Source organism: Halomicronema sp. CCY15110 (assembly GCF_016888165.1).
Taxonomy (GTDB): domain Bacteria; phylum Cyanobacteriota; class Cyanobacteriia; order Phormidesmidales; family Phormidesmidaceae; genus Halomicronema.
On record NZ_JACSWC010000394.1, the window covers coordinates 25,041 to 42,269 of the forward strand.

12 protein-coding genes and 1 pseudogene are annotated in these 17,229 nt (G+C 55.7%); 6 read left to right on the forward strand and 7 right to left on the reverse strand.

Annotation, left to right across the window (positions count from 1 at the left end):
* Positions 1-89 precede the first annotated feature (89 nt).
* Positions 90-452, forward strand: a complete 363-nt coding sequence (locus JUK32_RS19930; protein ID WP_204140615.1) for a DUF760 domain-containing protein — start codon at positions 90-92, stop codon at positions 450-452.
* Between the two features lie 475 nt (positions 453-927).
* Here JUK32_RS19930 and JUK32_RS19935 read toward each other — a convergent pair whose 3' ends face one another.
* Positions 928-1,974: a hypothetical protein gene (locus JUK32_RS19935; protein WP_204140616.1), complete on the reverse strand. Its 1,047-nt coding sequence runs from the start codon at positions 1,972-1,974 to the stop codon at positions 928-930.
* A gap of 381 nt (positions 1,975-2,355) precedes the next feature.
* Here JUK32_RS19935 and JUK32_RS19940 point away from each other — a divergent pair, with 381 nt between their 5' ends.
* The 4 genes from JUK32_RS19940 to tpiA all read left to right on the forward strand — a co-directional run bounded on the left by JUK32_RS19940 (position 2,356) and on the right by tpiA (position 9,341).
* Positions 2,356-3,522 carry a pyridoxal phosphate-dependent aminotransferase gene (locus JUK32_RS19940; RefSeq protein ID WP_204140617.1) on the forward strand — a complete coding sequence of 389 codons (1,167 nt, stop codon included), beginning with the start codon at positions 2,356-2,358 and terminating at the stop codon, positions 3,520-3,522.
* 367 nt (positions 3,523-3,889) lie between these two features.
* Positions 3,890-5,242 carry an efflux RND transporter periplasmic adaptor subunit gene (locus JUK32_RS19945; RefSeq protein WP_239112882.1) on the forward strand — a complete coding sequence of 451 codons (1,353 nt, stop codon included), beginning with the start codon at positions 3,890-3,892 and terminating at the stop codon, positions 5,240-5,242.
* Between the two features lie 53 nt (positions 5,243-5,295).
* A complete protein-coding gene (locus JUK32_RS19950) occupies positions 5,296-8,475 on the forward strand; it encodes an efflux RND transporter permease subunit (RefSeq protein ID WP_204140619.1) in 3,180 nt (1,059 codons plus the stop codon).
* 140 nt (positions 8,476-8,615) lie between these two features.
* Positions 8,616-9,341, forward strand: coding sequence for a triose-phosphate isomerase (gene tpiA / locus JUK32_RS19955; RefSeq protein ID WP_204140620.1), 726 nt, complete (start codon positions 8,616-8,618; stop codon positions 9,339-9,341).
* Positions 9,342-9,444: 103 nt separating this feature from the next.
* Here the strand turns inward: tpiA and JUK32_RS19960 are convergent, their stop codons facing one another.
* The 3 genes from JUK32_RS19960 to JUK32_RS19970 all read right to left on the reverse strand — a co-directional run bounded on the left by JUK32_RS19960 (position 9,445) and on the right by JUK32_RS19970 (position 13,214).
* A complete protein-coding gene (locus JUK32_RS19960; protein WP_204140621.1) occupies positions 9,445-10,329 on the reverse strand; it encodes a hypothetical protein in 885 nt (294 codons plus the stop codon).
* Positions 10,330-10,393: 64 nt separating this feature from the next.
* Positions 10,394-11,332 carry a hypothetical protein gene (locus tag JUK32_RS27710; protein ID WP_239112884.1) on the reverse strand — a complete coding sequence of 313 codons (939 nt, stop codon included), beginning with the start codon at positions 11,330-11,332 and terminating at the stop codon, positions 10,394-10,396.
* Positions 11,333-11,603: 271 nt separating this feature from the next.
* Positions 11,604-13,214, reverse strand: coding sequence for an ATP-dependent DNA ligase (locus JUK32_RS19970; protein WP_204140622.1), 1,611 nt, complete (start codon positions 13,212-13,214; stop codon positions 11,604-11,606).
* A gap of 170 nt (positions 13,215-13,384) precedes the next feature.
* Between JUK32_RS19970 and JUK32_RS19975 the strand changes: the two genes are divergently transcribed.
* Entirely contained in the window at positions 13,385-14,824 is a 1,440-nt protein-coding gene (locus JUK32_RS19975; RefSeq protein WP_204140623.1) for a carotenoid oxygenase family protein, read from the forward strand.
* Between the two features lie 83 nt (positions 14,825-14,907).
* Here JUK32_RS19975 and JUK32_RS19980 read toward each other — a convergent pair whose 3' ends face one another.
* From JUK32_RS19980 to JUK32_RS19990, 3 genes and pseudogenes are all read right to left on the reverse strand, one after another.
* Complete coding sequence (locus tag JUK32_RS19980) at positions 14,908-15,321, reverse strand: hypothetical protein (protein WP_204140624.1); 414 nt, start codon at positions 15,319-15,321, stop codon at positions 14,908-14,910.
* A gap of 862 nt (positions 15,322-16,183) precedes the next feature.
* Positions 16,184-16,891, reverse strand: coding sequence for an E3 ubiquitin ligase family protein (locus JUK32_RS19985; RefSeq protein ID WP_204140625.1), 708 nt, complete (start codon positions 16,889-16,891; stop codon positions 16,184-16,186).
* Between the two features lie 61 nt (positions 16,892-16,952).
* Positions 16,953-17,229, reverse strand: a pseudogene (locus tag JUK32_RS19990) (hypothetical protein); the annotation flags it as partial.

Here is a 17,229-nt window from a genome sequence, read left to right on the forward strand (position 1 = left end):
GACACTTTTACGGCATTTGCGTAGATTACCGACTGGAATAATTTAGTCAGGCGGTCTAAGGTTTAAGAGATAGGAATAGCAGGATTTCCATGACATTTAACCCTGAGCGTGTTGATTTTGTAGGCCTGCATGTAGATGATGAGGCCAGTAATCAGCTGCTGAAATACCTTAAGCATCAGTCGCCGGAGGTACTGAGTCGGGTGGCACAGGCGGTCACTCCAGAGATTAAGCAGATTATTTCGCAAAATGTTCAAGGTCTCATTGGGGTACTGCCTGGTGATGGCTTTAATGTCCAAGTTTCGACTGACCGAGAAAACTTGGCGGGACTACTGGCTTCAGCCATGATGACCGGATATTTTCTGCGGCAAATGGAACAACGGATGGAGATGGATGCGTCTCTGATGGGAGCCCTCTTTGACAGTGACGAAGAGGCTGACGATTGGGCTGAGTAAGCTTTAGGGTCAGGCCACACCTGGTGGTTAGCTACATTTCAGTGACAAGTCGCCGTCGTAAATTGCTGATTGGCCAGCAGTTCAAATTTTTATCTTCACTTTTTAGGCAGCTAAGTCCACGAGACGAGATCTAGGTAGGGCGTCCATAGCTCACTCGCTGCTGTTGGTTTTTGCGCTAAGGCTGTTATGCCGTTCGTTCAGCCACCGCGATTTGATTGTGGGATGCTCGCTCCGTAAGCGGATCATTCAGCAGTGCGGTCATCGATTTTTCACCGCCATCAAGTCTCAATTGGTTGGATGACCGCTAGCAGCGGTTAGGCCGCTGGTGAAAGTGGGCAAGGTATGGAAACTGCCCAATAATTTTGCATCATATGCAGGGAATCTAAGGGCAGTCTTGCTGTCTTTAGATTCCGCCGCCACTTTTTTCTATTCACCGCTCCTTGGCCGCCCCTGGCAAACGCGGCAAAGCGTGGGCTTAGTTGGCGCTCAAGGCATACACTTCGCCTTCGAACAGAATTCGGGTAATGCCCTTCGCTTCTAGATACCCTTGAGTTTTGTTCAGCATGAGTGCATCGGGCACTTTGATAATGCGTTGATTGCGGCGGGCAAAGCGGCGGGCCACGCGATGATTGTCAAAAACTGGCAGCGTCCGAGCTTGCTCTTCATCAGGGGGAATCACTCCGAGTTCCGAGAAGTCTTTGAGCGGGCAGGTGATCAGTTCTGCCATGCGATCGACCACTAGGTAACAAGGCTTAGTGAGTGAGAAGCTATCAAAGGAATGAATCGTCAACTCCGATTCGCGTGGAGCGCTGTAGGGCTCGGCTTCGTCGGTGTCGTCATCCTCCTCCCAAGTTTCGTCATCCCAGTCCTCATCAGACTCTTCGTCATAATCTTCAGAGTCGGCCAATCCTTCGGAGACCCAGGCGGCGACTTCTTGATCTTCGTTTTCGCCAACGTCGGTGGGGGGGGAGGTTAACCGGCGGGGGGCAGGAATCGTTTTTGGCTTGGTTGTTTCTGAGTCATCATCAGCCGCTTCAGCGTCGGTGGCGGCGGCTTCTGGCTGTACCGCGTCGCTGTCGCCACTCGCCGACGTTGACTGTCGCTGCCGAGATCGCCGGGTGGGACGTTCTTTGGTGGGTGTGGCAGAGGCGATCGGCTCAGGAGTGGCGTCGGGTTCTGCCGCCGTCTCGACATCCTCAGCGGGGGCGTCAGGGGCCGACGGTGTCGCCTGGTCAGCGGCATCTGCTTGATGATCGTCAGCGGCGTCCGAGGTGTAGGTTTCGGCTTCCAACTGTTCAACCACGGGACTACTCGCCAGCGGAAAGCGGCCCCGTTCACCGCTTCGCTTCCATTTCATGAGTTTGGCATACTCCTCATCGGGGAGAACTTGCTTCAACACCCGGCTGACGGTGCTGCTGCTGATGCCAAACTTGCTTGCTAAGGTCGAGGTCGTTTCTCCCGGTTGGCAATAGATGCTTGTGATTTGTCGTTTATCAGCGTCAGAAAGTTTGCGTGGTGCCATTCGGGGATGCGGGTTGCTATCAGATTGACTTTAATCTTACTGCGATGCCGGGGGCTACCGATGCAATTTGCCAAAGTCGATAACGCAGTGTCAGATTTTATCAACTTTATCTCGCAATCGTTGAATTTCGATGACTGATCAGCGCGCTGGCTTCATCTGTCTTAACAACGGCAAAGGTGTGGGAATGATCTGTGTACGGGGGCTGGGGCGCTGCGAGGGGCTGGATTCGCATCAACAAGATGGGGGCGCGATCGCGCCCATCAGCAAGTTTTTGGGCGGGGCAAAGAAATGCGAGAGGGGGGCAGCACCCAGCCAAAATTCGAGTTACGCTTAAGAGCTAATTGTCATTTTTGAGCACCGAGCCGAATAACGGATTCAGACATGGAATTGGCCAACAGAATTCAGCAAGTCACCCCGTCAATGACCCTGGCAATTTCCGCCAAGGCCAAGGCCATGAAAAGTGAGGGCATCGATGTTTGCAGCTTTAGCGCGGGGGAGCCGGATTTTGACACTCCGGCCCATATTAAGGAAGCGGCTAAGCGCGCTCTGGATGAAGGTAAGACTCGCTACGGCCCCGCCGCCGGAGAACCCGCCCTGCGCGAGGCGATCGCGCAAAAACTGAGAACTGATAACCATCTCGACTACCAGGCCGATAACGTCATCGTCACCAACGGTGGCAAACATTCGCTCTATGGCCTCATGATGGTGGCGATCGAGCCGGGGGATGAAGTGATCATTCCGGCCCCTTATTGGGTGAGCTATCCGGAGATGGTCAAGCTGGCGGGGGGGACGCCGATCATTGTGCAGACCACCCCTGAAAGTGACTATAAGATTACGCCGGCGCAGTTGCGGGCGGCCATCACGGACAAAACCAAGTTATTTGTCTTAAATTCACCGTCCAATCCAACGGGCACGGTCTACACTCCGGCAGAGATTCGGGCGTTGGCGGCAGTCGTGTTGGAAACTGACATTTATGTCGTTTCTGATGAAATCTACGAAAAGATTTTATATGACGACGCCCAACATCTGAGCATTGGAGCGGTGAGTCCAGCAGTGTTTGAGCGGACGATTATCAGCAACGGCTTTGCCAAGGCTTATTCCATGACGGGGTGGCGTGTCGGTTATCTGGCAGGGCCGCAGCCCTTGATCAAAGCCATGAGCATTTTGCAGGGCCAAAGCACCTCCAACGTCTGCACCTTTGCGCAATATGGCGCGATCACAGCCCTCACGTCCCCCCAAGACTGTGTCGAAAACATGCGCCGGGCATTTGCCGAGCGACGCGCTTTTATCTTTGACCGGGTAAACCGCATTGCGGGCCTCAAGGCGACTAAACCCAATGGGGCGTTTTATCTGTATGTCGATATCGAGAGCTTGCACCTGCCGTCGATCGAGTTTTGTGAAACTTTGCTGCAAGAGCAACAGGTGGCCATGATTCCAGGCAAGGCATTTGGCAAAGACGGTACGGTGCGCATCTCTTATGCCAGCGACATGGCCACCCTGGAAGAAGGAATGAATCGCCTCGAAACGTTTGTGAAAGCGCGGCTGTGACGAAGCGACCTCGCATGGGGCCACAGATATTTGCCAAGTGAGGGAGCAAACCGAGTGAAGGGTGGGCGATCGCTGACCGTCCTGTCTCTGTTGGGCAGGATGTGACTACCGCCCCTGCTCCCTTGTCTTGAATGAATGGTCCAGAAATCTGCCTTTCGATAGTTACCGATCGCCTTGGTGATCGCCCACTTTTGTAAGGGATTTAATCGCCCTCGGTTATGCGTTCGGAGAGTACCGATGTATGCGTTCGGAGAGTACCGACAAAATTATTAAGTTGCATTATGATAATCGAATTGCCTAAACGGTTCAGTTCAATTTTGGGGTCTCGGCGATGACTGCGCCCAATCTACCTTCTTCTGAAAAGCCCATGCTGACGAGTGCGGCCAGCGATCGCCGTCTTGGCGTGGGGCGTTGGCTCATCGCTGGGGGCATCGGAATTTTGCTGTTGGCTGGCGGCTTCTTGGTCTGGCGATTTATGGGGGCTCGTGGCCAGGGCGGCATGGGCATGCCCCCCGGCGTCACCGTGCAGCTGGAGCCCGTGCAGACCGGAAATGTGCAAGATGCTTCGGAGTTTTTGGGCAGCTTAGAGGCCCAAACTGGGGTGGTGCTGCAGCCAGAGGTCTCTGGTCGGGTGACCCAGGTGTATGTGAGCGCGGGCGATCGCGTCAATCCTGGTCAGCCCATCGTCCTCATTAGTCCCGATCGCACCCAGGCCGAGGCCAACGCGGCCACAGCAAACGCAGCGGCAGCAGAGTCGGCGCGGCAGGCAGCGGCGGCTTCATTGCAAGCCCTCTTAGCGCGCCGCGCCGAATTGGAAGCGGAACTCGCCCTCCAAGAAGCCGAATTTAATCGAACAGAGCAGTTGGTCTCCCAAGGCGCGCAGTCTCAGCAAGCGTTAGATTTGGCCCGCCGAGATTTAGAGGTGGCGCAGGCGACCCTAGCCTCGGCCCGAGACGAAATCGCCGCTGCCCAAGCCAATTTGAATCAAGCGGAAGCCAGTCTGGCCCAGGCTCAGGCCAATCAGGCGGCGGCGCAGCAGAGCTTGCAAGATCGTACTGTGACCGCTCCGATCGCTGGCACCGTCGGTAATTTGAACATCAAACTCGGCGACTTTGTCAGCACCAATACCGTCATTACCAACATTACTGAAAACGCGGCCCTAGAGCTTGATTTGCAGATCCCAATTGAGCAGCGCAATCGCTTAGAACTAGGGCTGCCGGTGGAACTGTTGTCGGTGGAGGGGGAAAACAAACTCGCCACCGGCGGCATCAGTTTTATTTCCCCGAGCACGGATCCGGATACGCAAACGGTGCTCGTCAAAGCTCGCTTTGAGAATCCGCAGGGACGACTGCAAGATGCGCAAAAAGTCGAAGCTCGCATCGTTTGGTCTGAGACCACTGGGGTGTTAGTGCCGACTGCCGCCATTACCCGCCTGGGCGGACAAACCTTTGTTTATGTCGCTGACGCCGGTACCGAAGAAGAACTGCCGCCGCCCAACGCCATGCCACCGGGCATGCCCGCGCCGGAGCAAGTTGCACGTCTTCGCCCCGTACAGCTAGGCGAACTGCAGGGCAACAATTACGAAGTTTTGAGCGGTTTAGAGGCCGGGCAGACCATTGTGGTTTCCGGTATTTTGAATCTGCAAGACGGCACTCCCATCTTGCCCCAGTCAGAGACTGAAGGGCCGCCCGCTGATGAGTCATCTGGCCCGGCGTCCTAGTCAGTTAATTATTTGGTTTTGCGCGATCGCATCCCGTCGTTAAGGAACACTCCATGTTCGTCAACTTCTTCATCAAGCGTCCGGTTTTTGCCGCGGTGTGCGCGATCATTTTGCTGCTGGTGGGGGCAATCAGTATTCCCACCCTGCCCATCGCCCAGTTCCCGGATATCGCCCCCACCCAAATCAGCGTGCAGGCCAATTACATCGGGGCCGACGCCGAAACAGTGGAGAAGACCGTCACGAACATCCTCGAGCGCGAAATCAACGGGGTCGAAGGGCTGCGCTACATGACTTCGAGCAGCAGCAACAGCGGCACTAGTTCCATTACAGCGACTTTTGAGTCCGGTCGAGATAAAGATATTGCGGCGGTCGATGTGCAAAATCGGGTGTCACTGGCGGAACCGCAACTGCCCGAAACTGTGCTGCAAACTGGCGTCACCGTCAGCAAAGAGAGTAGCAATATTCTGCTGGCGATGAGTGTGTACACGCCGGACGACACCTACGACGACATTTTCCTCAGCAACTACGCTGACTTGTACATCACTGATGCGCTGCGTCGGATTAAAGGCGTCGGCAACGTGGTGATCTTTGGCGAACGGACTTACGCTGTGCGACTGTGGCTCAACCCGCAACAGCTGGCGAGTCGCAACCTGACCGCTCAGGATGTGATCGATGCCTTGCGTGAGCAAAATGTGCAGGTCGGTGCCGGACAGCTGGGCCAACCGCCCGCAGATGAAGCCCAGCAATATCAGATCGACCTGCGGGCCATTGGTCGCTTTCAAGACATTGGTGAATTTGAAAATCTCATTATCAAAACGGGCGACAACGGCGAACTGGTGAAGTTTAGCGATGTGGGGCGGGTCGAACTCGGGGCCGAAAACTACAGCACGTTCCTGCGATTTCGGGGGCAAGAGGCGATCGGTCTAGGGATTTATCAGCTGCCGGGCAGTAATGCCTTGGAAGTGGCGCAAGGAGTCAAGGCGGAGATGGCGCGGTTGGCGGAGCAGTTTCCGCCGGGGATGGAATACGGTATCGGCTTCGATACCACTGACTATGTAGAACAGTCCATGACCGAGGTGGTGTGGACGTTGGTGCAGGCCGTGGCGCTGGTCGTGCTGGTAATTTTCGTCTTTTTACAAGACTGGCGCACCACGATCATTCCGGCGGTGACCATTCCCGTAGCGCTGATCGGCACCTTCGCCATTGTCAAAATCTTTGGCTTTTCCATCAACAGTCTGACGCTGTTTGGCCTGACCCTGGCGACGGGCATGGTGGTGGATGACGCGATCGTCGTCGTTGAGGATATCGCCCGCAAAATTCAAGACCAGGGCATGCCGCCCACTAGAGCGGCGATCGCCGCCATGCAGGAACTCACCGGCGCGGTGATTGCCACCTCGCTGGTGCTGATGGCGGTGTTTATTCCCGTGGCCTTTTTTCCGGGCACGACGGGGGCGCTGTATCGGCAGTTTGCGCTGACGATCGCCTTTGCGATCGCCCTGTCTACTTTTAACGCCCTGACCCTGACTCCGACCCTGGCGGGACTGCTGCTGCGGCAAAAACCGCCGATGGGGGGCTGGCTCGGTGCCTTCTTCCGACGGTTCAACCACTTTTTAGACGGACTGCGACGGAGCTATCGCGGCACGCTGGAATTGTTGAATGCCGTGAAACCTTTAGTGTTGGCTGGGTTTGTTGCTCTGCTGGTGATTACCGGGTGGCTCTATCAGTCCGTACCTTCGGCCTTTTTGCCAGAGGAAGACCAGGGTTACTTCATTACCATCGTGCAGGGGCCAGAGGGCGTCTCCCTCAGCTACACTAGCGACGTGATGAGCCAGGTCGAAGAAGACATTCTGGCTCTGCCCGGCGTACGGGCCACCTTTGCCGTCGGCGGTTTCAGCTTTTCTGGCAGCACGTCCAACACCGGGGTCGTATTCACCACATTGGAACCCTGGTCGGAACGGGGACCGGGGGAATCGGTACAGGCGTTGATTGGCCAACTATTTGGCAAGTTTTCCCAAATTACGGAGGCGCGGGTGTTTCCGGTGAATCCTCCAGCTATTCAGGGCTTGGGGCAGTTTGGGGGATTTCAATACCAACTGCAAGACCGCCAGGGCAATCTGACCCTGAATGAACTGGTGGAAAATATGGGGGCGATGCTCGGGGCCGCGAACCAGGATCCCAATCTGCAAAATGTTTTCAGTACCTACTCTGCCGCGACGCCGCAGTTATTGATTGATGTGAATCGCGATCGCGCTAAAGCCCTGGATGTGGATATTGACGATATATTCAGCACGCTGCAAACCTATATTGGCTCCCGCTATGTGAGCGATTTCACACTGGGGCAGCGCACCTATCGGGTCTACGTGCAGGCCGACCAGCAGTTCCGGGCTGCACCCGATGATATTGCCAAGCTGTATGTGCGTTCTGGCCGTGATGAAATGATTTCCCTGGGTAATCTGATCACCCTCACCCCCAACACGGGTGCGCAAACGATCAACCACTACAACCTCTATCGGGCGATCGAAATCACGGGCAGTCCCGCACCGGGGGTTAGTTCTGGCGTTGCCCTCGGCACGATGGAGGAATTATCAGCCCAGGTTTTACCGCCCAGCATGGGCTACGAATGGTCGGGCACGTCGCTAGAAGAAATCGAGTCGGGCAACCAAGCGCCGATCATCTTTGGCCTGGGTTTGGTGTTTGTCTTCCTGGTGCTCGCGGCTCAGTATGAGAGCTTTATCGACCCGGTGGTGATTCTGTTTGCGGTGCCGTTGGCGGTGCTCGGGGCGCTGTTGGCGCAAACCCTGCGGGGCTTGCCCAACGACGTGTACTGCCAGATCGGGTTGGTGATGCTGATTGGCCTCGCCAGCAAAAACTCCATCCTGATTGTGGAATTTGCCAACCAACTGCGCGATCAGGGGCTACCGATTGTGAAATCGGCCTTTGAAGCCGCCGAACAACGGATGCGCCCCATTCTGATGACAGCGATTTCGACCCTGAGCAGCATCTTTCCCCTGGTGATTGCCACGGGGGCGGGGGCCGGGAGCCGTCAATCCTTGGGCACCGCCGTCTTTGGCGGCATGTTTGTGGCCACTTTTCTGAGCTTGTTTGTGGTGCCCATTTTGTACATTGTGGTGAAGCAACTCAGCGATCGCTTCTTCGGTGGCCCGCCCCAGTCCGGTTATTTGCCAAAGCATGAGGATGAGCAACAGCTGGTTTTACCCACCCAGCCCCGATAGCCTTGAATCACGTTTAGGAGCCCGTTCCCCAAGCACGGCCCCTACGCGGCAAAACCGTGACCGGTATTTGATTCAAGCCACCTTTTCCGAGTACGATGCAGTGATGCGAAACACTGTAAAGAACGTGAGTTGGACGACCTGTGCGTAAGATTGTCATAGCCGGAAACTGGAAAATGCATAAAACTCAAGGAGACGCGCTGACGTTTCTCCAAGAGTTTTTGAACTACTTGACAGAGACCCCTGACGATCACGAAACGGTACTCTGTGTGCCTTTTACTACCCTGAGCACCCTCTCCAAAAATTTACATGGGGGTCGGGTTAAGCTGGGCGCTCAGAATATTCACTGGGCAGACGAAGGCGCTTTCACCGGGGAAATTTCCGGCGACATGCTGAGCGAAGTCAGCGTGCGTTACGTCATCGTCGGCCACAGCGAACGGCGGCAATATTTTGGCGAAACGGACGAAACCGTTAATCAGCGCCTACTGGCGGCCCAACGTCATGGCTTGACCCCCATTTTGTGTGTGGGCGAGACCAAACAGCAGCGCGACGCAGGTGAAACTGACAGCGTGATTGCGGCCCAAATCAGCAAAGATTTGGTCGATGTTGATCAGAGCAATTTAGTCATTGCCTACGAGCCGATTTGGGCGATCGGCACGGGCGACACTTGCGAAGCTGCTGACGCGAACAAAGTGATCGGTGCCATTCGCGCCCAGCTCACCAACCAGGATGTGCCGATTCAATACGGCGGGTCGGTGAAACCGGGCAATATCGACGAAATCATGGCGCAGTCTGAAATCGACGGCGTGTTGGTGGGCGGCGCGAGCTTGCAGGCTGAAGGCTTTGCGCGCATCGTCAACTTCCAGTAAAACGAATCACTCCTACCAAGCGATCAGCGCCAGCAACAACCACGCCCTCCTGGGATGTCACCAGAGAGGGCGTTAGTGATGGGAGGGATAGACTGCGGTCTCCCTAAAGTTCCGCCACGGCGCGTTCAATTAAGCGCCGAGCCAGCGTCTGCACCCCGGTGTGTTCGTAATAGTGAACTGACACATCGAGAAAGGCCCCCAAGTAGTCGAGCTTGGTTTTAGAACCTTCCATAAAGCCCGCCAGCTTGTCTACCAAACCGCTCTGGGTAATGTTCTGGTCGCTGACAAAGTTATCCATCCAGCCCTGAGTCGATTCAAAACTCTCGGTAATGAAGGAGAGCTTGCCCTTGGCATCTTTGCCCGGAATTTCCTTTTTCACGCCTTTGAAGGTGTTATTTTTCTCCAGCTCATCCGGCCCGAGATTTTTAATCGCGTTGAGGGCTTTGACGCTGAAATCTGCCCCGAGGGGAATCACGCCGTCAAAGGACACCAGGGCCGCCATGCGCATCAGCGATTCGCTGCTGTAGTCGCCGAGGGCGGAAAGAAAGTCGCCCAGGCTGTCGCCGGGAATGCCGTTGATGTGGCAAAAGGCGACGACTTCCGTGACCAGCTTCACGGAGAGGTCAATGGTTTGCGCCTTTTCGGGTTTGGGGGTGATGTTCTTCAAAAAGCCCAGAAACGTATCTTGACCGATGCGGTTGGCCAGGGCGGCCGCGCCCAACATGCCAGAAGCGGAATCGACGGATTCATACAGCCATAGCGCTCGCTGGTAGCCCTGGGATTTGTCGTTAAAGAGGGCGATCGCGCGTTCCCCAATGGCCTGCACCATCGCCTCGTCCGTTTCCCTCGTGATGGTTTTGATGCTGTGGTCAAAGCCTACCAGGTTGTCCCACTGGCCAGGCACAAACGTATCCAAAGTCTTCAACGCCCGCACGGTCAGCCCGCCGGTCGGTAACTTATCCACTTTTTCGTAAATTTTGACGCTCATGGGACGCTCCTAAAAATCAGGGTTCAATGTGGCTAGAACGGGTAGAACTCGCTTGAGTCGCAACTTAGCTCGCGGGCGTCGGCACTAAAAACGGTGAGGTTTCAAGGGTTGAGTTTGACCCCGTTGTTGGTGCAGCCGTCTCTGGAGTCGATGAATTGGCCGACTCCGTTTCTGCCGTTGCGTCGGGAGCCGATGACTCCGGCGTGGCGGTGGCGGCTTCTTCCGGTATGGGGGTAGGCTTGACGGCGGGAGATGCGGGCACGGGCTCCACCGGAGCAGGGGCCGATCGCGGTGAGGGCGCGGTGACAGGCTTGGTGATTGGGGTCTTGGGGCTGGCGGCGGTGGGGGCTGTCGGGTCTGTCGTCGCTTTGGGGATATCTGTGGCTGCCGAGTTGGTTACCCCAGCTGACTGCTGAGCAGGCGCTGACGGGGTCGCGGCTTTCTCGGCGGCGGTTGCCCGCTTTTTCTGCACGCGACGAAAGGCTTTCGTATTTGCTTCGAGCTCTGCCAGACCGTCGAGGTCAAACTTTTCGAGCCAGGTAGCGCGATCGCTGGCGGTAAAGCCGTCACTGCGGGAGAGCACCTTGACCTGATAGCGACCATTCACCAAGAGTCCCGTGGCGGTAGTGCCCTGTTCCACCAAGGGAAAACCCGCCAAAGACTCGGTGGCATCTTCATACTTTTTAGCGGCAGCGGGCAGGCTGATAGTGTCGTTAATCGTCAGCATCGCCAGGGTCGCCCCATCGCGCTTGAGCTTATATTCAGCAAACCCTTTCTTTTCCTGGGAGGGAACGACTTTGAAATCACCCTCGGAGGTGGGAAAAAATTGATTGAACTGGCTGCCCTGCTCAGCGCCCTTTTCGACGGCGGCGGGTGCATTAAACCCCGTCGTGTCATCTTGCACCTGGTCATATTTTGAGGGGGCGGAGCTACAGCCGGTGACCACTAGCATGGTCACTAACATTAGCGGCAAAAAGGGTTTAAACCAACGGGAAACAGTCATAAGGCATCCTTTTTTGACAGGGGGCAGGCGCAGATATGCACGGCATTCAGCGCTCGGCTTGATTGCATTGTCGGGGATGAAGGGCAAGGCATGAAGCGTCCTGCGATAGAAATTTGCAGTTTAGTTGGTCCGCGCTCGGGGTTGGCAGCGATCAGGGGCATAGAGCGGCGGCGCTGGGCTAGGACGGTCAGGCCATCGCCGCCGTAATGGTTAGGGGTCACGCTCCAGCAGTACGCGAGGACATCACGCCTGCTTTTATGGTCTACAGTTTTTAGGATTGATACTGCTGGAGCAGGGCTTTGGCGTTGTCGAGGGTGTCGGCTTCGGCGACGGGTTTGTCGTCGCGCCAGCGCAGAATGCGGGGAAAGCGCACGGAAATGCCAGATTTGTGGCGTTTTGATTCGGCGATGCCCTCAAAGCCAATTTCAAACACGTGGGTGGGTTCCACCGATCGCACCGGGCCAAAGCGCTCGACCGTATGACGGCGAATCCACTTGTCGAGCTGTTCGATTTCGGCGTTGTCCAAGCCGGAGTAGGCTTTGGTAAAGGGCACCAGTTCTTCGCCTTGCCATAGCGCAAAGGTGTAGTCGGTAAAGAGGTTGGCGCGTTTGCCACTCCCGGCTTGGGCATAGATCAACACTGCATCCAGGGTCATCGGGTCAACTTTGTACTTCCACCAGTAGCCCCGTTTGCGACCCACCAAATAGGGACTCTCCCAGGCTTTGATGACCAGCCCTTCCGCGCCTTGATCCCGCGATCGCGATCGCATGGCCTCCAGATCAGCAAACGATTGAAATTCTACCGGCACTGACCGACCCACCCGCTCGTCAGGATGAGCTTGGAGCAGCTCGAACAGCAGCGTTTTGCGATCGCGCAGCGCCTTTTCGCGAATGTCGTTGCCCGCATGTTCCAGCAGGTCGTAGGCGATGAAGCGGACGGGACTGTCGGCCATCACCTTTTTGGTGACGCGCTTGCGGCCCAGGCGCTTTTGCAAATGATTGAAGGTGAGGGGGCGATCGCCCTCCCAGCAGAGAATTTCGCCATCCAGCACATGGCCGTTGGGAAAGGCTTGCAACGCCTCGACCATTTCCGGGAACTGCTCGGTGATCAAATCTTCCCCCCGCGACCAGATGAATACCTCATCTGCCCGTTTGATTACTTGCGCCCGAATGCCGTCCCACTTCCACTCTGCCAGCCACTGCGCCATGTCCTCGTCACGAAATTTGGCCTCATCGATTTGAGACGCGAGGAAAAAGGGATAGGGCTGGCTGGGAGCCGTTTCAATCGCCTCTGCGCTGAGCAGATTTTCGTAAAATGCCACCGTCGGCTCAAAGTCACCCATCAGGCGATGGGCCAGCACCGCTTCGGGAATGTCCGACGCCTTCGACAATCCCTTGATCACCAACTTGCTCGATGCGCCAACCCGAAAGGCCCCGGTCAGCACTTTGTTCAGCACAAAAATTTCAAAATCGTCGAGCGATCGCCACCACGACACAATCAGCTCGTGTCGTTCCTCATCCGTCGCTGCCGCCTTCACCCGGGGAATAACTTGCTCCATCCACTGATGCAGGGGAATATCTGCCGCCGATTTGCCCTGGAGCGGGGTGTCGCGCAGCAGCAAGGCAATCACCTCTGCCGAGTCGCCGACATGAGAGTAGCAATCTTTAAACAGCCACTCGGGAATGTGCGAAACACTAAGGTACACATCGCGCAGCACGCGGGAGGTGACCAGTCGGCGGCGCGTTTTGCTCAGCAACAGATATAGCGCCCACACTGCATTGGCGGGTTCTTCGTCAACAAAATATTGGCGCAGCGCCTCGACTTTGGCGTTGGTCGAAGTGGTGGCATCGATCGCCTGAAAAAGTTCGGTAAACCGCTTCATGCTGCTCAGCAAAGACGACAGGGGCGCGATCGCTGCTTCATTATGACGCCACCCATACGTTCCTTGCAGGGCGTCGATGACCGCTCCCGCTGCGATGCGGACTGCCCTCAGACACCCCGGTCAATTTCTTGCACAATAAAGGAATTCCAAATCATTTCCAGACAGAATCTATGACGACTGCGGCTCCGTCTCTCCCGACACAGCAAAAAGCCTGGGCAAAAGCGATCGCCCAACCGGCCCAAGAATTTCCCCTCACCCCCCTGACGGTGCTCTCTGGCGACATTCCTACCGACTTGCGCGGCAGTCTCTATCGCAACGGGCCGGGGCGACTTGAACGGCAGGGCCAGCGGGTGAGTCACTGGTTTGATGGCGATGGCGCAGTGCTGGCGGTGCATTTTGCTGAGGGACAGGCCCAGGCGACCTACCGCTACGTCCGCTCCGCCGGATTTACCGAAGAAGAACAGGCCGAGCAGTTTCTTTACAGCGGCTACGGCAGCCTGGCACCGGGGCCGCTGTGGCAGCGGTGGAATGCCCAGCTCAAAAATGCGGGCAACACTTCAGTCCTTGCCCTGCCCGATAAGCTACTGGCCCTGTGGGAAGGGGGCTGGCCCCATCACCTCGACCTGCACACCTTAGAAACGAAGGGCGTGCATCCCCTGGGGCAACTGAGGGATAATGACCCTTATTCGGCTCATCCCAAGCGTCATCCCCAAACGGGGCAGATTTTTAACTTTGGCATCGTTCCGGGAGCCAATGCGACGCTGAATCTTTACCGCAGCGATGCCCAGGGCCACATTGAGAAAAAAGAATCGGTGCCCTTGAACGGGATTCCCCTGGTCCACGATTTTGTACTGGCCGATCGCTACCTGGTTTTTTGTGTGCCGCCCGTGCGCCTCAATCCCTTGCCAGCGGTGTTAGGCTTCCAAAGCTTTAGCGATGCGCTGATGTGGCAGCCCAAGCACGGCACCCAGCTCGTGGTGGTGGATGCCGAGACGTTGGAAGTGATTAGTTCTGAAGCGGTGGATCCCTGGTATCAGTGGCACTTTGGCAAAGGGTTTGTGAATAAGGACGGCGACATTGTGCTGGAGGTGGTGCGCTACCCCGACTTTGCTACCAACCAGCAGTTGAAAGAAATTGCGACAGGACAGATCAAAACGGTCGCGGACGGTGAATTTTGGCGGATTTGTGTGGAGCCGCAAACGGCCCGGGTGCGATCGCAAACCTGTCTGATTGCCGATCACTGCGAATTTCCCCATCTTGCAGAGGATCAGCCCACGGCCATGGCCCCCACTTATCTCTCCATTCAGCCTTCGGCACAAGACAATACCGGCGAACTGTTTCGCGCGATCGCACGATTTGACCCCGATACTGAAAAATTGACCGTCACTGAAGCAGATCCCGATCGCTATCCTTCGGAGCCGATTTATGTGCCGAAACAGGGCGGCGATGCGCCCGCTGGTTGGGTATTGTCGGTGGTATATGACGGCGCGGCCCACCAAAGCGAACTCTGGATTTATGACAGCGATCGTCTGACCGAAGCGCCGATCTGCCGTCTACACTTACCGCACGTTGTGCCCCATAGCTTTCATGGCACCTGGCGTCCGGGATAGGGATGGGCGGAAAAATTCAGATCCCGGTGGTGATGGGTAAGTAAGTGGGCGAGGTATCGGGACTGGGATTGTGAGCTTGTCGTTTAGTAGACCTTAAAGTGGGGATGCTGTCGCAGCTTATCAGGGTTCAAAGCCGCAATCAGGGTTAATAATCGTTCTTCATCGGCGGGATTGTGCAGCGCCAACTTGCCCTTAAACTGCAGAGCAATGTAATCCTTTTTACGTCGCACCACCATCGCGGTGGTTGCTTCTAAATTAATTGTGATCTGATGAAATCCTTCTAGTTCTAACGATGAAGACAGCAGCGATCGCAGCCCCAAGGCCTGAAAGACAATCTGCACCCAGCCCGTCGTCGGATTCTCATCGGTGACAAAATACTCTCGGGGCAATCCGCTGAGGTCAAACAGCGCCACCCCCAGAATGTCAGTGATTCTAAGTGAGGTTTTAACAGGGGAAGTCAAATCAGTTGGAACAGTGGAAGCAGTAGCGTTTGCCATACGGCGAAAGAAGACGACAGAACATGAAAGGCAAGATCCCTGACTCAGTGTGACATCTGCCACACTTGCTGAAGTGCGTCCATCCGGCAGATTGGCTCGGATGGCGGGCTCGGTTAGCAGAGGCTAGGGTCAAAACCAACCCAGCGAAGCAACGCTTGTACGTAGACATTATTAGTCTGCCCACTTGCGGCTGTCTCTTGCGATCGCCCGTCACAGGCTTGAAGCAAGGTGGCACAGCTTTATCCATAGCGAACTTCAACTTTTGATAGCGTAACTTCCCGCGCACCTCATCAAAAGAACATTGCCATTCCAGATTTCTCCGTCGCGTCTTTAATTTCCTGTTAAATATACTGGTTCTGTTTAGCCATCGCACAGCTTTTTGCTGAAAATTAGCGCTGTCTTGTTTATCTGGGCGGTAACGGTCAGCATTTACGGGCCAATTACGTAATAAAACGGACTTTTTCAAGGGAAACGAACTAGCAGATTCAGCGATTTCACTTAATCTTAAGAGACGATCGCGGCTGCTCAATTTCCAAGATTTCTTAGCCATTAGAGAGCACTGCCGCCACTCTGGGTTGCGGCGGTCATATCTGGGTGGCTGCGGCCATAGACGTTAGCTAAGGGAACTGCAACTAAATAAAGTACCCGTTCAATCCGGTTTCGACTTCGCTCAACCTGCCAGCATCGAGAGTTGAGCGAAGTCGAAACTCGGTTCATGGGGATCTTTTTTTCGCGCAAGTCCCTAAGGGATGCGCGGGTAATTAAAGTACCGACTCCAGACCCGCAACTGACCCAGCCACCCAGCCACCCGAGCACTGCCGTTACCGGGATGTTATTTTCCCGTCGATCCCTAAACGCGCCCCTAAGACACCAGACCCCAGATGAGTAAAACTATCCCCAAGCCCAGCATGACAAACATCGCGATGCCCATATTTTTAGCATTGCGGGAAGTCGCGATCGCCAACTGCTCCTCATCTTTGAGCGAGATCACATATTGATGATCGGCTTGGCTGGGTTGACCAATCACCACGTTGCCGGTGGCGTCACTCACCGCCCCCAAAACCAAGACATCCTGCCCTACTGGCAGCACGGCCTCTTTGTAGCGATAGCCCAGGGTCGCCTCCGATCGCTCCTCCCGAAACTCATCCATGATTTCAACGGTTTCAATGGCAGCGCCGTCAGGATTGACCAAAATGCTGCCGGTGTCATCCTTCAGCCAAAATTTGGTGAATTGGCGATTACGCGCCACCTGTTCAGTTTTACGTTGGAGCTTGCCCTCTTCCGTTTTCTCCTCATATTCGCGAGTCACGGTGGAAATGTAGTACACGCAGGATGCTTGCTTGTGCTCCGACTGTAGAGGCGCTTCTGTCGTCACTTGGCCCCACAGCTTCACATAGTCGCGCCAGTTGCCGCCGCCGATTTCGTCCGCGATCGCCCCCGCCATCTCGGTCAACTCTGCCGCCGTCACCGCTCTTGCCCGCTTGATACTGAACAGCTTTTGCTGTTGGTTGCGCCGGGTGAAAAACATGATGGCGCAGATAACCAACAAAATAATGCCGATGATTTCCATCGCGACCTCGTCAACAATTAATCCAACCGTCTACCAGATTTTACTCTGGGCCTTCGATAGCTCAGACCAGGTCTGCGATCGCCACACAAAACCTCACAGAAGCCCAGGTAGCCACTTCCCAGCGCCTTGTGTCAACGTCAGTCCGACAGGTATAGAAGATCGTCAGAGGCAGGGCTGCCAGTCCTTTGACCTCCAAATCTAAGGCCAGTTTCTTCTCTTGGTAGGGGTAAGCGATGCGCGGGCAATTAAAGTACCGACTCCAGACCCGCAACTGACCCAGCCACCCAGCCACCCAGCCACCCAGCCACCCAGCCACCCAGCCACCCAGCCACCCAGCC

What these genes read in the sequence shown, in the direction of transcription:
- JUK32_RS19930 (WP_204140615.1), top strand. Translation starts at nt 90, where the DNA reads ATGACATTTAACCCTGAGCGTGTTGATTTTGTAGGCCTGCATGTAGAT.
- JUK32_RS19935 (WP_204140616.1), bottom strand. Translation starts at nt 1,974, where the DNA reads ATGGCACCACGCAAACTTTCTGACGCTGATAAACGACAAATCACAAGC.
- JUK32_RS19940 (WP_204140617.1), top strand. Translation starts at nt 2,356, where the DNA reads ATGGAATTGGCCAACAGAATTCAGCAAGTCACCCCGTCAATGACCCTG.
- JUK32_RS19945 (WP_239112882.1), top strand. Translation starts at nt 3,890, where the DNA reads ATGCTGACGAGTGCGGCCAGCGATCGCCGTCTTGGCGTGGGGCGTTGG.
- JUK32_RS19950 (WP_204140619.1), top strand. Translation starts at nt 5,296, where the DNA reads ATGTTCGTCAACTTCTTCATCAAGCGTCCGGTTTTTGCCGCGGTGTGC.
- JUK32_RS19960 (WP_204140621.1), bottom strand. Translation starts at nt 10,329, where the DNA reads ATGAGCGTCAAAATTTACGAAAAAGTGGATAAGTTACCGACCGGCGGG.
- JUK32_RS27710 (WP_239112884.1), bottom strand. Translation starts at nt 11,332, where the DNA reads ATGACTGTTTCCCGTTGGTTTAAACCCTTTTTGCCGCTAATGTTAGTG.
- JUK32_RS19970 (WP_204140622.1), bottom strand. Translation starts at nt 13,214, where the DNA reads ATGAAGCGGTTTACCGAACTTTTTCAGGCGATCGATGCCACCACTTCG.
- JUK32_RS19975 (WP_204140623.1), top strand. Translation starts at nt 13,385, where the DNA reads ATGACGACTGCGGCTCCGTCTCTCCCGACACAGCAAAAAGCCTGGGCA.
- JUK32_RS19980 (WP_204140624.1), bottom strand. Translation starts at nt 15,321, where the DNA reads ATGGCAAACGCTACTGCTTCCACTGTTCCAACTGATTTGACTTCCCCT.
- JUK32_RS19985 (WP_204140625.1), bottom strand. Translation starts at nt 16,891, where the DNA reads ATGGAAATCATCGGCATTATTTTGTTGGTTATCTGCGCCATCATGTTT.